The organism is uncultured Thiodictyon sp., assembly GCF_903946935.1.
Taxonomy (GTDB): Bacteria; Pseudomonadota; Gammaproteobacteria; order Chromatiales; family Chromatiaceae; genus Thiodictyon.
The window spans coordinates 31,485-46,807 of record NZ_CAJAXH010000151.1 but is presented as its reverse complement, the minus strand read 5'-3'; the positions used below and the strand labels follow the sequence as shown (position 1 = coordinate 46,807).

General features: G+C 63.5%; 15 protein-coding genes and 1 CRISPR repeat array (1 of these 16 only partly in view). Of the genes, 12 read left to right on the top strand and 3 right to left on the bottom strand.

From position 1 onward, the window contains the following. Positions 1-9 precede the first annotated feature (9 nt). The 3 genes from QZX93_RS13495 to QZX93_RS13485 all read right to left on the bottom strand — a co-directional run bounded on the left by QZX93_RS13495 (position 10) and on the right by QZX93_RS13485 (position 1,217). The gene (locus tag QZX93_RS13495) at positions 10-495 is read right to left on the bottom strand and encodes a toll/interleukin-1 receptor domain-containing protein (protein ID WP_295389658.1); all 486 of its coding nucleotides are present in this window, start codon (positions 493-495) and stop codon (positions 10-12) included. Positions 496-588: 93 nt separating this feature from the next. Next, the gene (locus QZX93_RS13490) at positions 589-975 is read right to left on the bottom strand and encodes a type II toxin-antitoxin system VapC family toxin (protein ID WP_295389656.1); all 387 of its coding nucleotides are present in this window, start codon (positions 973-975) and stop codon (positions 589-591) included. After that, a complete protein-coding gene (locus tag QZX93_RS13485; protein WP_295389654.1) occupies positions 972-1,217 on the bottom strand; it encodes a type II toxin-antitoxin system Phd/YefM family antitoxin in 246 nt (81 codons plus the stop codon). Before QZX93_RS13485 ends, QZX93_RS13490 begins: the two co-directional genes overlap by 4 nt. 161 nt (positions 1,218-1,378) lie before the next feature. On the opposite strand from QZX93_RS13485, the gene QZX93_RS13480 reads away from it, so the two are divergent. From QZX93_RS13480 to cas2, 12 genes are all read left to right on the top strand, one after another. Then, entirely contained in the window at positions 1,379-2,776 is a 1,398-nt protein-coding gene (locus tag QZX93_RS13480; RefSeq protein ID WP_295389652.1) for a pitrilysin family protein, read from the top strand. Then, the gene (locus QZX93_RS13475) at positions 2,766-4,121 is read left to right on the top strand and encodes a pitrilysin family protein (protein ID WP_295389650.1); all 1,356 of its coding nucleotides are present in this window, start codon (positions 2,766-2,768) and stop codon (positions 4,119-4,121) included. Before QZX93_RS13480 ends, QZX93_RS13475 begins: the two co-directional genes overlap by 11 nt. After that, entirely contained in the window at positions 4,108-4,710 is a 603-nt protein-coding gene (gene rsmD, locus QZX93_RS13470) for a 16S rRNA (guanine(966)-N(2))-methyltransferase RsmD (RefSeq protein ID WP_295389648.1), read from the top strand. The genes QZX93_RS13475 and rsmD overlap by 14 nt, the downstream gene beginning before the upstream one ends. Positions 4,711-5,104: 394 nt before the next feature. Next, positions 5,105-5,839, top strand: a complete 735-nt coding sequence (locus QZX93_RS13465; protein ID WP_295389646.1) for a hypothetical protein — start codon at positions 5,105-5,107, stop codon at positions 5,837-5,839. 410 nt (positions 5,840-6,249) lie between these two features. Further along, positions 6,250-8,553, top strand: a complete 2,304-nt coding sequence (cas3, locus tag QZX93_RS13460; RefSeq protein WP_295389644.1) for a CRISPR-associated helicase Cas3' — start codon at positions 6,250-6,252, stop codon at positions 8,551-8,553. 41 nt (positions 8,554-8,594) lie between these two features. Continuing rightward, positions 8,595-9,341: a type I-C CRISPR-associated protein Cas5c gene (gene cas5c, locus QZX93_RS13455; protein ID WP_295389642.1), complete on the top strand. Its 747-nt coding sequence runs from the start codon at positions 8,595-8,597 to the stop codon at positions 9,339-9,341. 2 nt (positions 9,342-9,343) lie between these two features. Continuing rightward, complete coding sequence (cas8c, locus tag QZX93_RS13450; protein WP_295389640.1) at positions 9,344-11,101, top strand: type I-C CRISPR-associated protein Cas8c/Csd1; 1,758 nt, start codon at positions 9,344-9,346, stop codon at positions 11,099-11,101. Beyond that, positions 11,098-12,111 (top strand): type I-C CRISPR-associated protein Cas7/Csd2, encoded by a 1,014-nt coding sequence (gene cas7c, locus QZX93_RS13445; protein ID WP_295389639.1) that lies wholly within the window; start codon positions 11,098-11,100, stop codon positions 12,109-12,111. The genes cas8c and cas7c overlap by 4 nt, the downstream gene beginning before the upstream one ends. 51 nt (positions 12,112-12,162) lie before the next feature. Continuing rightward, positions 12,163-12,822: a CRISPR-associated protein Cas4 gene (gene cas4, locus QZX93_RS13440; protein ID WP_295389638.1), complete on the top strand. Its 660-nt coding sequence runs from the start codon at positions 12,163-12,165 to the stop codon at positions 12,820-12,822. 168 nt (positions 12,823-12,990) lie between these two features. Then, complete coding sequence (locus tag QZX93_RS13435; RefSeq protein WP_295389636.1) at positions 12,991-13,278, top strand: DUF433 domain-containing protein; 288 nt, start codon at positions 12,991-12,993, stop codon at positions 13,276-13,278. 4 nt (positions 13,279-13,282) lie between these two features. After that, a complete protein-coding gene (cas1c, locus tag QZX93_RS13430; protein WP_295389634.1) occupies positions 13,283-14,317 on the top strand; it encodes a type I-C CRISPR-associated endonuclease Cas1c in 1,035 nt (344 codons plus the stop codon). Between the two features lie 16 nt (positions 14,318-14,333). Then, positions 14,334-14,624: a CRISPR-associated endonuclease Cas2 gene (cas2, locus tag QZX93_RS13425; protein WP_295389632.1), complete on the top strand. Its 291-nt coding sequence runs from the start codon at positions 14,334-14,336 to the stop codon at positions 14,622-14,624. Positions 14,625-14,803: 179 nt separating this feature from the next. Then, positions 14,804-15,323: a CRISPR direct-repeat array (repeat unit 37 nt; unit sequence GCATCGCCCGGCGAATTCGCCGGGCGTGGATTGAAAC) (it continues 889 nt past the right edge of the window).

Sequence of the window (15,323 nt, the reverse complement as noted above, 5' to 3'; positions counted from 1 at the left end):
CGGGCTGGATCAGGGCCGGAGTTTGGCAACCATCGCGGCGACGAATTGGTCCACGAAGGCATCGCGGATATGGCCGCGGGTCTGGCTGAACCAGCGCCCTTGGTCGTCGCGGAAGACCTGAACGTGCTGTATGCCCTTCAGATCCGCGCTGCCGTCGAGCGGCACGGGCTTGAGGCCCACCGGGACCAAGGGCTTGTGGATGGCGACGGTCTTGGGGCCAAGGGACTCGATGAATTGAGGGATCTCGTTCGCGGCGATGAAGTCACTGGCGAAGAACTCCGGCGAGAGCAGCAGGAGTCCGAATGCGCAGCGTGTCAGGGCGGCGTCGATCTCGGCACGCCAGGCGGCGCCCAGGGGGATCATCCGGTCGTTCCACTCGGCGTACCCCGGACCGGTCGCGATCTTGAGGCGCGGGCGCAGCAGGTCCAGGAGCGCGTCGACCTGAGGCCGGTCCTTGCGGGCGTAGCTCACGAAATACTCGAGTGGGGTCGGCATCTTGGCGGGTCACCATTCCTTCGTTTGGTGATGCCAGTTTAACCCTACTATGCGGGCATGAAAAGGGATGTATCCGGGTCTTGGCAAGGAACGTTAGGTCCGGATCAAGTCCAGCCCATAGGGTACAAACAAGGCATCATGTGTCACCACGACCAAGCGCTCGACGCGCGCCTGGGCGATCAGCATGCGATCGAACGGATCATGGTGGTGGTCAGGCAGGTTGCGGGTCTCCGCGGCGTGCTCAAAACTGATGGGGAGCCGTTCAAAACCGCTCGCATTTACGCCCTCGGCGAAGTCCACCGTCAATTCCAACTTTCCCAAGCGCGCCTTAATCGCCGCCTCCCAGGCGGAAGCAGCACTGACGAAAACGACGTCGGCCCGGCTGATCGCATCGCGGGCGACCGGCTTCAGCTGCGGGGCATCCAACTTCCACCACAGGAAAACATGAGTATCCAGCAACAGCCGCGACCTGTCGGTCATGCCTTACCCTCGAAAGCATCAAGCATGTCTGCCGGCAGCGGTGCGTCGAAGTCCTCGCTGATCCGGACCTTGCCCTGCCAGCCGCCGGGGCTGCGTGGGCGGTTGGGGGTGCGCAGAGGCACGAGCTTGGCGAGTGGACGGCCAGCCTTCGCGATCACGATCTCCTCCCCGGCGGCCGCGCGGTCGACCAATTTAGACAGCGAGGTCTTGGCTTCTGAGAGATTGAGTACGGTTTGCTGCACTTGACTTGGCCTGCCTGGTGTAAGTGCCCCAAACGATACGCGCGGACTCCCCTGGGGACAAGCCACCCCCCAGCATGACCAAATTGTCACGCCCCAGACTGGCAGGACCCGGGGTGCGCCCCAAACATGGGGGGCCACTGTTGAAAGCTACCGGAAACCCCATGCACCGACGATCAACCCTCCTCGCCTTACCCCTGCTGCTGGCCCTGCCGCTGGCGGCCCCGGCCGTCGCGGCCGACCCGCCCAAGGTCTTCGAGCGGCAGCTCGGCAACGGACTCAAGGTCCTGGTCAAGCCCGACCACCGCGCCCCGGTACTCACCTCGCAGGTCTGGTACAAGGTGGGCGCAAGCTACGAGTACGGTGGCATCACCGGCATCTCGCACCTGCTCGAACACATGATGTTCAAGGGCACCAAGGACCATCCGGCCGGGGAGTTCTCACGCATCGTGGCGGAGAACGGCGGGGAGGACAATGCCTTCACCGGCGCCGACTACACCGCCTATTACCAGAACCTGGCAGCCGACCGGCTGGCGGTCTCCTTCGAGTTGGAGGCCGACCGGATGCGCAATCTGGCGCTCAACCCGGACGACTTCGCCAAGGAGCGCGAGGTGGTGACGGAGGAGCGGCGCATGCGCACCGACGACGACCCCCAGTCGCTCACCGGCGAGCAGTTCGACGCGGTCGCCTTCGCCGTCTCCCCCTACCGCAACCCGACGATCGGCTGGCCCGGCGACCTGGAACAACTCAAGGCGGCGGACCTGCGCGAGTGGTATCGGCTCTGGTATGCGCCCAATAACGCCACCCTGGTGGTGGCCGGCGACGTGGAGCCGGAACAGGTCTTTGCCCTGGCCGAGCAGTATTTCGGCCCCCTCAAAGCGGAGACCGTGGCCCCGCCCAAGACCCAGGCCGAACCCGCGCAACTGGGCGAAAAGCGCCTGCACGTCAAGACCCCGGCCCAGGAGCCCTACCTGCTCATGGGCTACAAGACACCGAACATCGCCGCCGCGGCCGAACCCTGGGAACCCTATGCGCTGGAGGTCCTGTCCTCGGTCCTGGACGGGGGCAACAGCGCGCGCCTGGAGCGCGAACTGGTGCGGGGCAGCCAGATCGCCTCCTCCGCCAGCGCCTCCTACAGCGCCTTCGGCCGGCTGTCCGGACTCTTCCAGCTCGACGGCGTCCCGGCCAAGGGTCACGACATCCCGGCCCTGGAGCAGGCACTGCGCGCACAAGTAAAGCGGCTTCAGGACGAGCCGGTGGACGCCGCGGAGCTCGCACGCATCCGCACCCAGTTGATCGCCAACAAGGTCTATGAACAAGACTCGGTTTTCAACCAGGCCGTGAAACTCGGGGTCCTGGAGACCGTGGGCCTCGGCTGGCCGCTGGCCGACCGATACGTGGACAGCTTGGCCGCGGTGACCCCGGAACAGGTCCAGGCGGTGGCCCGCAAATATCTGATCCCGGACCACCTCACGGTGGCGATCCTCGACCCCCAGCCGCTGGACGGCAAGCAACTGAAGAAGGCCCCGGCGGGTCTGGGAGGACACGGCAATGTACGCTGAGACCCATCGCACGCTCCTGCGCTCCACCCTGGCCATCGGCCTGCTGCTGATCGGAACGCTCGCCCAGGCCACCCCCAAGATCGAGACCTGGCAGACGGCCAACGGCGCCCGGGTGCTGTTCGTGGCCGCACCGGAACTGCCAATGGTCGATGTGCGCGTGGTGTTCGATGCCGGCAGCGCACGCGACGGCGACCACCCGGGGCTCGCCGCCTTCACCGCCGACATGCTCAACGAGGGCGCCCGCGACTGGAATGCCGACACCATCGCCGAGCGGATGGAAAACGTGGGGGCCACGCTCACCGGGGCGACCGATCGGGACATGACCTCGGTGGCCATGCGCAGCCTCACCCAAGAGCCCGCCCTGGGGACCGCGCTGGAGACCCTGGCCGGGGTGCTGACGGCCCCAACCTTCCCCGCCGATGCCCTGGAGCGCAACCGCGAGAATACCCTGATCGGTCTGCGTCAGGAGCAGGAGCAACCCTCCAAGGTGGCGTCCAAAGCGCTGATGCAGCAAATCTTTGGCCATCACCCCTACGCCTCGGACCCCAACGGCACCGAGGCGTCGATCCGCACCCTGAGCGCGGCGGAACTCAAGTCCTTCCATGACCGCTATTATGTCGGCGCCAACGCGGTGGTCGCCATCGTCGGCGCGCTGGATCGGCCGGCCGCCGCCGCCTTGGCCGAGCGCGTGGTCGGCACACTGCCCACCGGGGAGCGGGCCGCACCCCTGCCGCCGGTGGCGCCGCTCACGGCCGGGAGCCTGGAGCAGATCCCCTTCCCCGCCAGCCAGACCACCGTGCTGGCCGGCCAGCCGGGCGTGGCCCGCGGCGACCCGGACTATTTCGCACTCTATCTGGGCAATCACATCCTGGGCGGAAGCGGGATGGTGTCGCTGCTGATGGACGAGGTACGGGAGAAGCGCGGGCTATCCTACAGCACCTACAGCTATTTCCTGCCGCTGGCCCAACCGGGCCCCTTCGTGATGGGGCTCCAGACCAAGAACGCCCAGGCCGAGCAGGCGCGCACGGTCATGATCGACACCCTCAAGCACTTCGCCGCCGAGGGTCCGACCGCGGCGCAACTCACCGCCGCCAAAAAGAATGTGACCGGGGGCTTTCCGCTGCGCATCGCCGAGAACTCAGAGATCATCCCCTATCTCGCAGTGATCGGCTTCTATGGGCTGCCGCTCGACTATCTGGACCGCTTCACCGACCGGATCGAGGCGGTGACGGCCGAGCAGGTGCGTGACGCCTTCGCCCGCCGGGTCCACCCGGACCGGCTCGCCACCGTCACCGTTGGGGGTGAAGGCGAGGCCAAGCCCCCCGCCGCCAATGGCCCGGACTAAGGGCACTACCGGGACCGCGACCGGCCCGGGACACCTGCGCATCATCGGCGGTCGCAATCGCGGCCGCCGACTGCCCATCCCGGATCAGGTAGGGCTGCGCCCCACCGCGGACCGGGTGCGCGAGACCCTGTTCAACTGGCTGGCGCCGGTGATGCCGGGTGCGCGCTGTCTGGACCTCTTCGCCGGCAGCGGCGCACTGGGACTGGAGGCCGATTCGCGCGGCGCCGGCGCGGTGGTCCTGGTGGAGCGCAACGCGGCGGTCGCCCGGCAACTGCGCGCCAATATCGACACGCTCGGTGCCGAGGGTGTCACGGTGATCCAGGCGGATGCGCTGGCCTGGCTCGCCGGGCCACCCTCCCCGTTCAACCTGGTCTTTCTGGACCCGCCCTTTACCGACTCACTCCTTGCGCCAGCCTGCGTCTTGTTGGCCAGCCAGGGTTGGCTAGCCCCGGGCGCCCGGGTCTACCTGGAGACCGGCGATCGCAGCGGCTTCCCGACGCTGCCGCATGGGTGGGAGCTGATTCGCGAACAGACCGCCGGACAGGTGCGTTATGGCTTGGTCCTGGTCAATCTTTCTGAAGACACATAGCATTTTCGCCGCGCTGAACTATACTTTTCCCCATGGCAAGGCCGCTTCGCGGCGAACCCGCCGGCGAACTTAACCGGTCGATGCCGCGGATGAATCGCCGCGAGGCCAATTGCCACGATACGTCTGCGCTCTGCAACCGCACCATTCCAAGACTCACCCAAAGCGCTATAACAGGAAATATATCATACTGTTAAACGCAGTCCACACGGTGTTGCGCTACCACCGCACGGCTGCGCTCTGGAACCTCAAGGTTACGGTCCAAAACCGCACGACTGAGCCCCGCAACCGCAGGGTTGACACCTGAAGCCCTATGGGTAGGTCTTGGAATGGTACGACTGGATCATGGAGTGGTACCGGCGCATAGCACAATTGCGCCAGCGCGTCTTGGAAGGCGATGGCTCCGTTCTGCAAGGGTGCGATCCCAGCGCGGAACGACCCGCCGCGATCCTCGGCAAAGGCGAGGGAGCGCCGCGAGCATTCCAGTGTAGTCAGGCTGGAGAAAGCCAACATGGCAAAAACTGATTTTCTCCCGAATAGAGACAGCGATCTCGCGGTCGCCGTCGCGCGCGCCATCTCAACGCTGACGCCCGATCCGGCGGCTTATGGTGTCACGCCAGAGGATCTCGCCCCCGTCGCCGCGGCAGCCGCCGATTTTGATGCCAACATCGCCCTGGCCAGCAAGGCCGCCGCCGCCGCCAAGGGCGCGACGACTAAGAAAAATACCAGTCGCCACCACTTGGAGGAGGAGTTCCGGGGCCTGGTTCGGCGCATCAAGGCGCATCGCGGTTATACCCAGGAACAGGGTGATTTACTCGGGATCGAAGGGCCTAAACACCTGGTCGATCTCACCGGCGCCAAACCCGATCTGACCGCGGTCGATCAGACCGCCGGTGTGGTCGTCTTGAGTTTCACCAAGCGTGAAAGCGACGGCATCAACCTCTACTGTAAACGCGAAACCGACGAGGACTGGGTCTTACTGGGCCATGTCATGGCCTCGCCCTTCGTTGATAATCGCCCATTGCTCCATATCGGCATGGCCGAGCTGCGGCGCTATACCGCGATCTATCGGCTGAAGGACACGCAGGTCGGACCCTTCAGCGACGATCTGGTCATCGCCTGCGCGCCCTAAGCGCCAAGGATGGGCGTGATCGGTGTTGCAGCCGCAGCGGCAGGTCGGTCGGCCTTGAGACCGACCGACTGGGGGCGCCGCACCCAGTGAGGTTGTGCAAGTATTCCACGGAGCGGTTTCCCGTCGCCGGGATGGAGCGCAGCGGAATCCAGCGTTCTGCGGTAAGCCACCGATCTTTCTGCTTCCCGCAAGGCCGCGCCCCAATAGCTCTCCCCCGCCCCGCCAGCCGATTGCCGACAAAGGCCTTCCTGGTTTATCCTCACCTGCCAGAGGGGTTGCCGCTGAAGCCTGCACCCCCGGCGTGCGGCAGAGCCCGGCAACCGATCCGCGACTAAAGCCCGCACGCATACGGTCCTGAAGCGCACAGCGCCTGGGGCTTTGACTTGAGCGCGAACGCAGGAGGGAACGCAGTGGAAGATGTGGATTTCTATGCCCATAGCGCCAATGCCGCCGGGGATTGGCACCGCTTGAACGACCATCTGAAGTCCGTTGGCCGCCACGCACGGACCCTCGCCGGCATCGCCCCATGGCGTGAGGAGGCCGGTCTCGCCGGAGATCAGCACGACCTCGGCAAGTACGCCGATCGCTTCCAGGCCCGCCTGCGGGGGCGCGACTCGGGCCTGGATCATTGGTCGATCGGCGCCTGGCTGGCCCTCAAGCAACACCAGTCAATTGCCGCCGCACTCGCGATTCAGGGCCATCACATCGGCCTGCAACGAGGCGACCCAATGAGCCTGATGGGTCTGGACCCAGCCAAGCTGACCAACCAACACCCACTCGGCCTGGCACTCTCCGACGCCGACCTGGAGCGATTACTGGCCCGAGCCCAGGCCGACGGTCTGCAATTCACCGCACCCGCGACCAAGGCCGTCACCTCCTGGCACAAGGCCGTCGCCGCCATGCTCGACGTGCGCCTGCTCTTCTCCTGCCTGGTCGACGCCGACTTTCTGGACACCGAGGCGCATTTTGAAGGCAATGCCAGCGGCAAGTGTCCGCGCACCCCAGGCCCGGCACTCGACCCCCAAGCCGCCCTGGATGCACTTGATCGTTACATGAGCGAGGGCATCCGCCCGGGGACACAGGCGCAACCCGCCGTTCGCGAGGCGCGGGACGCCCTTTGGCAGGCATGCATCACGGCGGCCCAATCAGATACCGGATGCTTTACGCTGACTGCCCCCACGGGTTCCGGCAAGACCTTGGCCATGCTCAAATTCGCGCTGGAGCAGGCGCACCGCCATGGGCTCAAACGCATCGTACTGGCCGTGCCCTTCCTCACTATCATCGAGCAGACCGCCAGGGTCTACCGCGCCATCTTCAACGACTTCCCCGAGCACTTTGTGCTGGAGCACCACAGCCTGGCCGGACTCGGCGCCGAGACCAGCCAGGCGGATGCCCAGCCCCCTCAGGAGCGTGAACGGCGCCTCCTGGCTGAGAACTGGGATGCCCCCATCGTCATCACCACCAACGTGCAATTGCTCGAGTCCTTGTTCTCGAATCGCCCATCCGCCTGCCGCAAGATCCACAACCTGATGGAGTCCGTGATCCTGTTTGACGAGGCCCAAAGCCTACCGACCCACCTCGCCGTCCCCACCCTGGCCGCACTATCGCACCTGTCTGCCGCCTACCGCACGAGCGTCGTCTTCGCCACCGCGACCCAACCCGCATTCGACTCGCTACACGCAGCGGTCAGCAAACACGCCGCCCCCGGCTGGCAACCCGTCGAGGCCGTCCCCGATCATCCGGCGCTGTTCGCCGCCTTGAAGCGCGTCACCGTGACTTGGCCGAAGCCGGGCGAGAAGCGCACCTGGGACGACCTCGCGCAAGAGCTTCAAGATATCCCGCAAGCCCTCGTCGTAGTCAATCTCAAGCGCCACGCCGTGGCCCTGCTGGAGGCTCTCGGCGACGCGCCTAATATCGTTCACCTCTCAACCAACCTGTGCCCCGTTCACCGCCGGGCCGTGCTGAACCGCGTCCGCAAACGACTCGCCGCCGGCGAGCCCTGCCGCCTCATTTCCACCCAATGCGTCGAGGCCGGCGTCGACCTGGATTTCCCGCGCGTGTTCCGAGCCTTCGCACCGCTGGAGGCCATCGCCCAGGCGGCGGGACGCTGTAATCGGGAGGGACGACTGAAGGAGCCGGGCAAGGTGTGGGTCTTCGACCCCGAGGAACAGGGCGATTGGCGCCGACGTTACCCGACCCACGCCTATTTCCAGGCAGCCGAAGTGACCCGGCGGATACTCTTGGAGCATGGCGCCATCGACATCAACGACCCGGCAGCCTTTCAGAACTACTACCGGCAACTCTATGACCTGAGCCAACCCGCCAGTCAGAACCCGACCTTTGAGGAAGCGATCAATGCTCGGGACTTTCCCGAGATCGCCCGCCGCTATCGGCTCATCGAGCAGGATGCTATCCAGGTATTGGTCCCCTGGACCGAACAGATCGACGACTATGAGGCATTGCGTGACGAGGCAGAAGCCGACGGTATCGGTGGCGCCTGGATGCGCAGCGCTCAAGGACTTGCCGTCAGTGTGTATCGACCCCGCCCGGACCACCCCGCCTGGAGTATTCTGATACCCGCCAAGCTGCGTCGCACTGGCAGGGCCGATCGTCAACAGGATGCGTGGTTCATCCTCGAAGACCCACACGGCAAGCATTACGACGAGACGCTGGGGCTCATCCTGCCCCAATCGGACCCGGTACTCATTGGCTGAGTTCATTGTTCAGCCTGAATCGTCAATCCACAGGAGGAACGATGGCCAACGGCACGCATACCCTCGAAGTCTGGGGCGACCTCGCCTGCTTCACCCGCCCGGAGATGAAGGTGGAGCGCTTTTCTTATCCAGTCATTACACCATCTGCGGCGCGCGGCATCTTCGACGCCATCTACTGGGATGCCCGCCGCGAGGGCGATCGTGTTCGTCCGTATTTTTTTTGGCAAGTCACCCGTATTGAGGTACTGGAACTGCCCCGTTTCATCGCCTTACGGCGCAATGAGGTCAAGGATCGGGTTCCGGGGACTGCCATCCTCAATAAATGGATGAAGGGCACCGCCACTCCGGAACCACTCTGGGCAGATGGTAGCGATGGCGACCAGAAGGGACGCACCCAGCGCCAGACAATGGCGCTGAAACACGTCCGCTATCGACTCACTGCTCGGATCGTCCCGAAATCCGCATTCCGGACAGACCAGAACGCCATGAACAGCCAGTTTCAACGTCGCGCCCGTGCAGGCAAATGCTTCCAACAACCCTATTTCGGTTGCCGCGAATTTCCCGCCTTCTTTGAATATGTGGAAGACCCAGGCGCAGCAACACAACCGCCGGTCGCGCTGGACCAACACCTGGGGTTGATGCTGTATGACATCTTCGACCTGAACCGCGAGGCCGTCAAGGATGGCGACCCGTCCTACATCAGCCTGTTCGATGCCACCCTACACAGTGGAGTGCTGGAGGTTCCGCCGTTCGATAGCCCTGCCGTCAAGAAGCCAGGAGGAGCCTGATCATGCTCCAACAACTTGCCGCCTATGCCGCGACCCACTTGCCCCCACCTGAAGCAGGCTTCAAGTCCCGAGAGATCCGCTGGTCCGTGGAACTGGCCGCCGATGGACGCTTTCTGAACGTCATGCCACTCGGCGACGGCAAGCGCGGCCAGGACCTGGCTCGCTGCCCGGATATGCACGGGATGAAGGGCGGTGGCCGCGCTCATTTTCTGATTGAGTCCTGTCAATTCGTCTCACTGTTGATAAAGGGCGACGAGCCCCCCGACGACAAGACCCGCAAACGGCACGCCTATTACATCGATCTACTCCGCCAGGCCGCTGGTACCGTACCGGCGTTAACGCCCATTGCCGACCTGATGGTCCATCCCGAGCGCGTTGCCGAGCTCCGCAGAGCACTGACAGCGCACAAGGCGAAGCCGACAGACTGGATGAGTTGGCGCATTGGCGGGCAGGACCCGCGTACCGCACTGGAGATTCAGTCCTGGTGGCGCGACTGGCGCCGCACCGACTTGGGCAGCGCCGAGCCCGAAGGCACCATGCTGTGCCTCCTGACTGGTAAGCCCCTTCGCCCGCTAGCGACGCATCCGCCGATTACCGGTCTATCCGGAGTCGGCGGGCTGGCGATGGGCGATGTGATGGTCGGCTTCGACAAGGCATCCTTCGGGTCCTATGGACTCGACCAATCCGCCAACGCGGCCATGGGTGAGGAGGCCGTTCAGCAATATGTCGACGGACTCAACGACCTGATCCGCAACCACAGCCGCAAGCTTGCCAATGCCCTGGTCGCCCACTGGTACAAGGACACGATCGCCCCTGCGGACGATCTCTTCGCCCTCCTGATGAGCATGGACACCGAGGAGCAGACCGAGGCCACGGCGCTCTCCGCAGTCCGCCGCTTGCTCGATGCTATACGCTCCGGCGAGCGCGCCGATTTAGGCCACAACCGTTATTACGCCCTGACCCTCTCCGGTGCCGCCGGGCGCGTCATGGTACGCGATTGGATGGAAGGGTGCTTTGAAGACCTTGCGGGACACATCGCCGGCTGGTTCACCGATCTGGCCATCGTCGCCCGCGATGGTCACGCGCTTGCTCACGATCCCAAATTCATGGCAGTCTGCGGTGCCCTGGTACGCGACCTTAAGGACCTGCCGGCCCCAACCGCCGCCACCCTCTGGCGAGTTGCAGTCCAGGGTTTGCCGATTCCCCGATCCCTGCTGGCCTTGGCACTGGCCCGCTTGCGGGCAGAGCGCGTGGACAAGGACCAACCCCCGATCAATCACGCCAGGATGGGCCTCATTCGGGCCTACTTCGTTCGACTCACTCCCGGAGGTGACGCTACCATGACCGCCTATCTGAACCCGGACCACCCGGCCGCCGCCTACCACTGCGGACGCCTGCTCGCAGTCTTTGCTAACCTCCAGCGTGCCGCCTTAGGGGATGTCGGGGCCGGTGTTGTCCAGCGCTACTATGCAGCAGCAAGCCAGACCCCGGGCCTCATCATCGGCCGACTCGCCGCTAATTCTCGCAATCACTTAGGAAAACTCAACCCTGGGCTCGCTTGGCAGTTCGAGAACCAGTTGGCCGAGGTCATGGGCCGCCTGGGTGATGGCGCACCGCGTATCCTCGATCTCGAAGGGCAGGGCCTCTTCGCCTTGGGCTATTATCAGCAATTGGCCGCCCTGCGCCCCGGTAAGAAAGCCATCGACGACGATGTCACACCTGCCCCAGACCTTGCATCATCAGAAGGAGACAAGAAGTGACTGCTATACAGAACCGCTACGAATTTCTCTATCTTTTCGATTGCGAAAACGGCAACCCCAACGGCGACCCGGACGCTGGGAATAGCCCCCGTCTAGACCCGGAGGACATGCACGGCCTGGTATCCGATGTGGCCATCAAGCGCCGAGTACGCAACTATGTTCAGACGGCATTCTCAAACACTGCACCTAATGCAATATTCGTCGAGCACGCAACAAATCTAAACACGAAAATCGCCCTTGGCCATGAGAAGACTGGAGGAATGCCCCCTTTCGACTCACAGGCAAAGAAATGGAAAACCACTAAAGGAAAGGCGAACGACGCAAAGGACTGGATGTGCCAAACCTTCTTTGACGTCCGCACATTTGGTGCCGTGATGTCAACCGGACCGAACGCAGGTCAAGTACGTGGCCCCGTCCAGGTCGCATTTTCTAGGTCGCTCGATCCAATCCTGCCAATAGATGCATCCATTACACGGATGGCCGTGGCAGACAATGAGATAAAGGGCGCGAATATTGGGTCGGCAGAGTTTCGCGCTTGGGAAGAGCGTCAGTCCGAAGATGAACTTCGCACCATGGGTCGCAAGTCGCTGATCCCCTACGGACTCTATGCCTGCAAGGGTTTCGTCTCCGCGCACTTGGCACAGGGCACCGGCTTCTCCGATGATGATCTCACCCACCTCTGGGAGGCCCTGCTCGGCATGTGGGACCACGACCGCTCTGCCTCCAAGGGCGTCATGTCTTGCCGCGGGCTCTATGTCTTCAAGCACGTCGGCACCGATACCGACGCTGCTCAGAAGGTACGCCAAGCCATGCTCGGTTGCGCCCCGGCCCAGCGGATGCTGGACTTCTCCCAGCCTGGGCGCAAACAGACCAACGCGATTATCGAGGTCAGCCATCACCCAGACTTGCAGGGCTCGCCGCGGACCTTCGCTGACTATGTGGTGACACCTCATCCCGAGCGCCTGCCCGCCGGGGTTGAATTGTTGATCGACGGCAAACTGCCTCATTAGACCAGGCAACTTAACCCTTCCCGGTCGCCGGGAAGGATTCAGGAGACGGATGTGAACGATAGCCCCGGACCTGTCCTGGTGCCCCTGACGCCCGAACCGGTCAACCTCTCGGCGCTCAACCAATATGGCTATTGCCCGCGGCGTTGCGGGCTCATTTATCTGGACGGGGAATTTGAGCAAAACATCCATACTGCCCGGGGGAACGCAGAACATGAGCGGGTCGACCGGGCTGCTCATGTGGCCGGACACGAGGGCGCGCGGATAGAATACGCGCTCCCGGTCTGGAGCGAACACTGGGGTCTGATCGGCAAGTGCGACGTGGTAGAGTTCTGGCCAGATGGTACCCTCTACCCGGTTGAGTACAAGCACGGACCGAAGAAGAAGCACATCAACGACGACCTGCAACTCGCCGCCCAGGCCCTCTGCCTGGAAGAGATGTTCGGCCGCGAGGTCCCCAAGGGCGCTATCTTCCACGCCGCCAGCAAACGCCGTCGCGAGGTTGTCATTACCGCTGAGTTACGCCGTTCGGTAGCCGAGACCGCGGATGCCATTCGCGCGATGCTTGCGTCCGGGCAGTTGCCGCCACCGGTCAATGACCGACGCTGTGAACAATGCTCCCTAAACGCCATCTGCGAGCCGACCATCACTGCCGCCACGCGGCGACACCGGACGGCTCTGGACTCACTCTTCGAGCCGGACATAGCCGGCTGATATGGGTCAGTAGCAAGTCCCGACATGACCCGTATCGAATGGACACGCGGCGTCCCACATGGACTATGGCCAAGGACCAGGTGGCGACGCTGCCAGCCGGAAGACTGGGCGATTACTGAGGCGTCGGACTGTCGATACACGACTGAATTTGCTGAAGGAGCACGTACCATGACCGATTGGCAAGACCGCATCGTTTCCGATCCCAATATCCTATTCGGCAAGCCCCGCATCAAGGACACTCGCATTGGCGTGCAATTTGTGGCCGATTTACTGGCCTCAGGATGGAGCGAGGCGCAGATTCTGGAAAGCTATCCGCACGTCAAACAGCGCGATTTAATAGCGGTCCTTTCCTTCGTCCGCGACTGCATGAAGGACCAGACCTTTATCACTCAGGAAGCGGCGCAATCCGACAGGCGACCTTGCGGGCAGGACGCTTCAATGCAGACTATGGAGTAACCTGATGTATACCGTACAAAACACGCTCTACGTCATGACGCCGCAAGCCTATGCGCACCTGGACAATGAATCCGTGCGCATCGAGGTGGAGCGGCAGACCCGGTTGCGCGTGCCGCTCCATCATATCGGCGCACTGGTCTGTTTCGGCAATGTCATGATCTCACCGGCCCTGATGCACCGACTGGCGGAAGAAGGCAAGTCAATGGTGCTACTCGAAAATTCGGGTCGATTCAAAGCCCGGTTAGAGGGGCCGGTATCCGGTAACATCTTATTGCGCCAGGCGCAGCACCGGGCGGCGGCCGACCCCGCTTTTACCCTCACGACCGCCCGCGCCGTGGTTGCCGGCAAGCTGCGCAACAGCCGCTCGGTTCTACTGCGCGGCGCCCGCGAAGCCGCTGACTCCGCCGAGGCGGACGCCCTGACGCGCGCCGCCGAGGCCTTGGCCGCATCGGTGCGCGCGGTCCCATCCGCCGCGGACTTAGACACACTGCGAGGGTTCGAGGGCGAGGCCGCCCGCGGCTATTTCGCCGCCTTGAATCTTATCGTCAAGCCCCAGGCACGCGCGAGCTTCACACTGGACGGACGCACGAAGCGTCCGCCACGCGACCGCTTCAACGCACTCATCTCATTTCTCTACTCGATGCTGATGAACGATTGCCGTTCAGCCGCCGAGGCAGTCGGACTCGACCCTCAGCTCGGCTTCTTACATGCCGTGCGCCCCGGGCGTGCCTCGCTCGCCTTGGACCTGCAGGAAGAATTCCGCTCGGTGATGGTCGACCGGTTTGCACTCACACTGATCAATCGCGGCCAACTCAACGCCAAAGACTTCGACGAACGCGAGGGTGGTGCCGTCATGCTCAACGACGCGGGTCGCCGAGCCGTGGTCGCTGCCTGGCAGGAGCGGAAACAGGAAGAGGTCGCCCACCCGCTGCTTGACAACAAGGTCCCGCTCGTTCTACTCCCCTTCGTCCAAGCCCGCCTGCTCGCGCGCACGCTGCGCGGCGAGATGGAAGGCTACCTGCCCTATCTCGCCAAGTAGATGAGGAACCTATATTATGCTCGTCATCGCCACCTATGACGTATCGACCGAAACCAGGGAAGGTCGCCGCCGCTTGCGCCGGGCTGCGAAGGTCTGTCTACGGTTTGGCCAGAGGGTACAGAAGTCGGTCTTCGAGTGCCAAGTCAACCAGATGCAATTCGAAGAGCTTGAACGCGACCTACTTGCCGAAATCGATGTTACAGAAGACAACCTCCGTTTCTATCGACTCACGGAGCCTCACGATCTCCGCGTCAAGCAATATGGCACCTTCCGGTCGCTGGACTTTGAGGCCCCCCTCATCGTCTGACGCGCGAACCCCAAGCGACTGCCGAAACCCCGGCAGGTTCGCGCAGCATCTATCTCTATGATCTTTAACAACTTAGGCAAGCAGATCCTTCCGCGGCCCAGCATAACGCTTGCGCCCGCCCGCTGGTTCGCGCAAGCTTCACTTGTTCCGCTGCGCAATCAAACGCTTGCCGCCGCGGGGCATCGCCCGGCGAATTCGCCGGGCGTGGATTGAAACATTAGGATCGCAGACGCGATCAACCGACGTCGGGCGCATCGCCCGGCGAATTCGCCGGGCGTGGATTGAAACCCGGATCGCAGCCAGGCAAAAACACGATCGAATCATGCATCGCCCGGCGAATTCGCCGGGCGTGGATTGAAACTCGATCGCTCTGCGCCCGGTTCCGCGGGTGCATTTCGCATCGCCCGGCGAATTCGCCGGGCGTGGATTGAAACTGTAGTACGCCTGCCTACCCCGTTTAGCGCGGATACGCATCGCCCGGCGAATTCGCCGGGCGTGGATTGAAACGGCACCAAGGGCAGGGCAGAGGCGATGCCGACCATCGCATCGCCCGGCGAATTCGCCGGGCGTGGATTGAAACTTGTGCGTATCTAGCCTGGTTAGCACGCTGGCCAGGCGCATCGCCCGGCGAATTCGCCGGGCGTGGATTGAAACGCTTTGCAGTGCAAGCGCAATTTGATGCACCGAGTCAGCATCGCC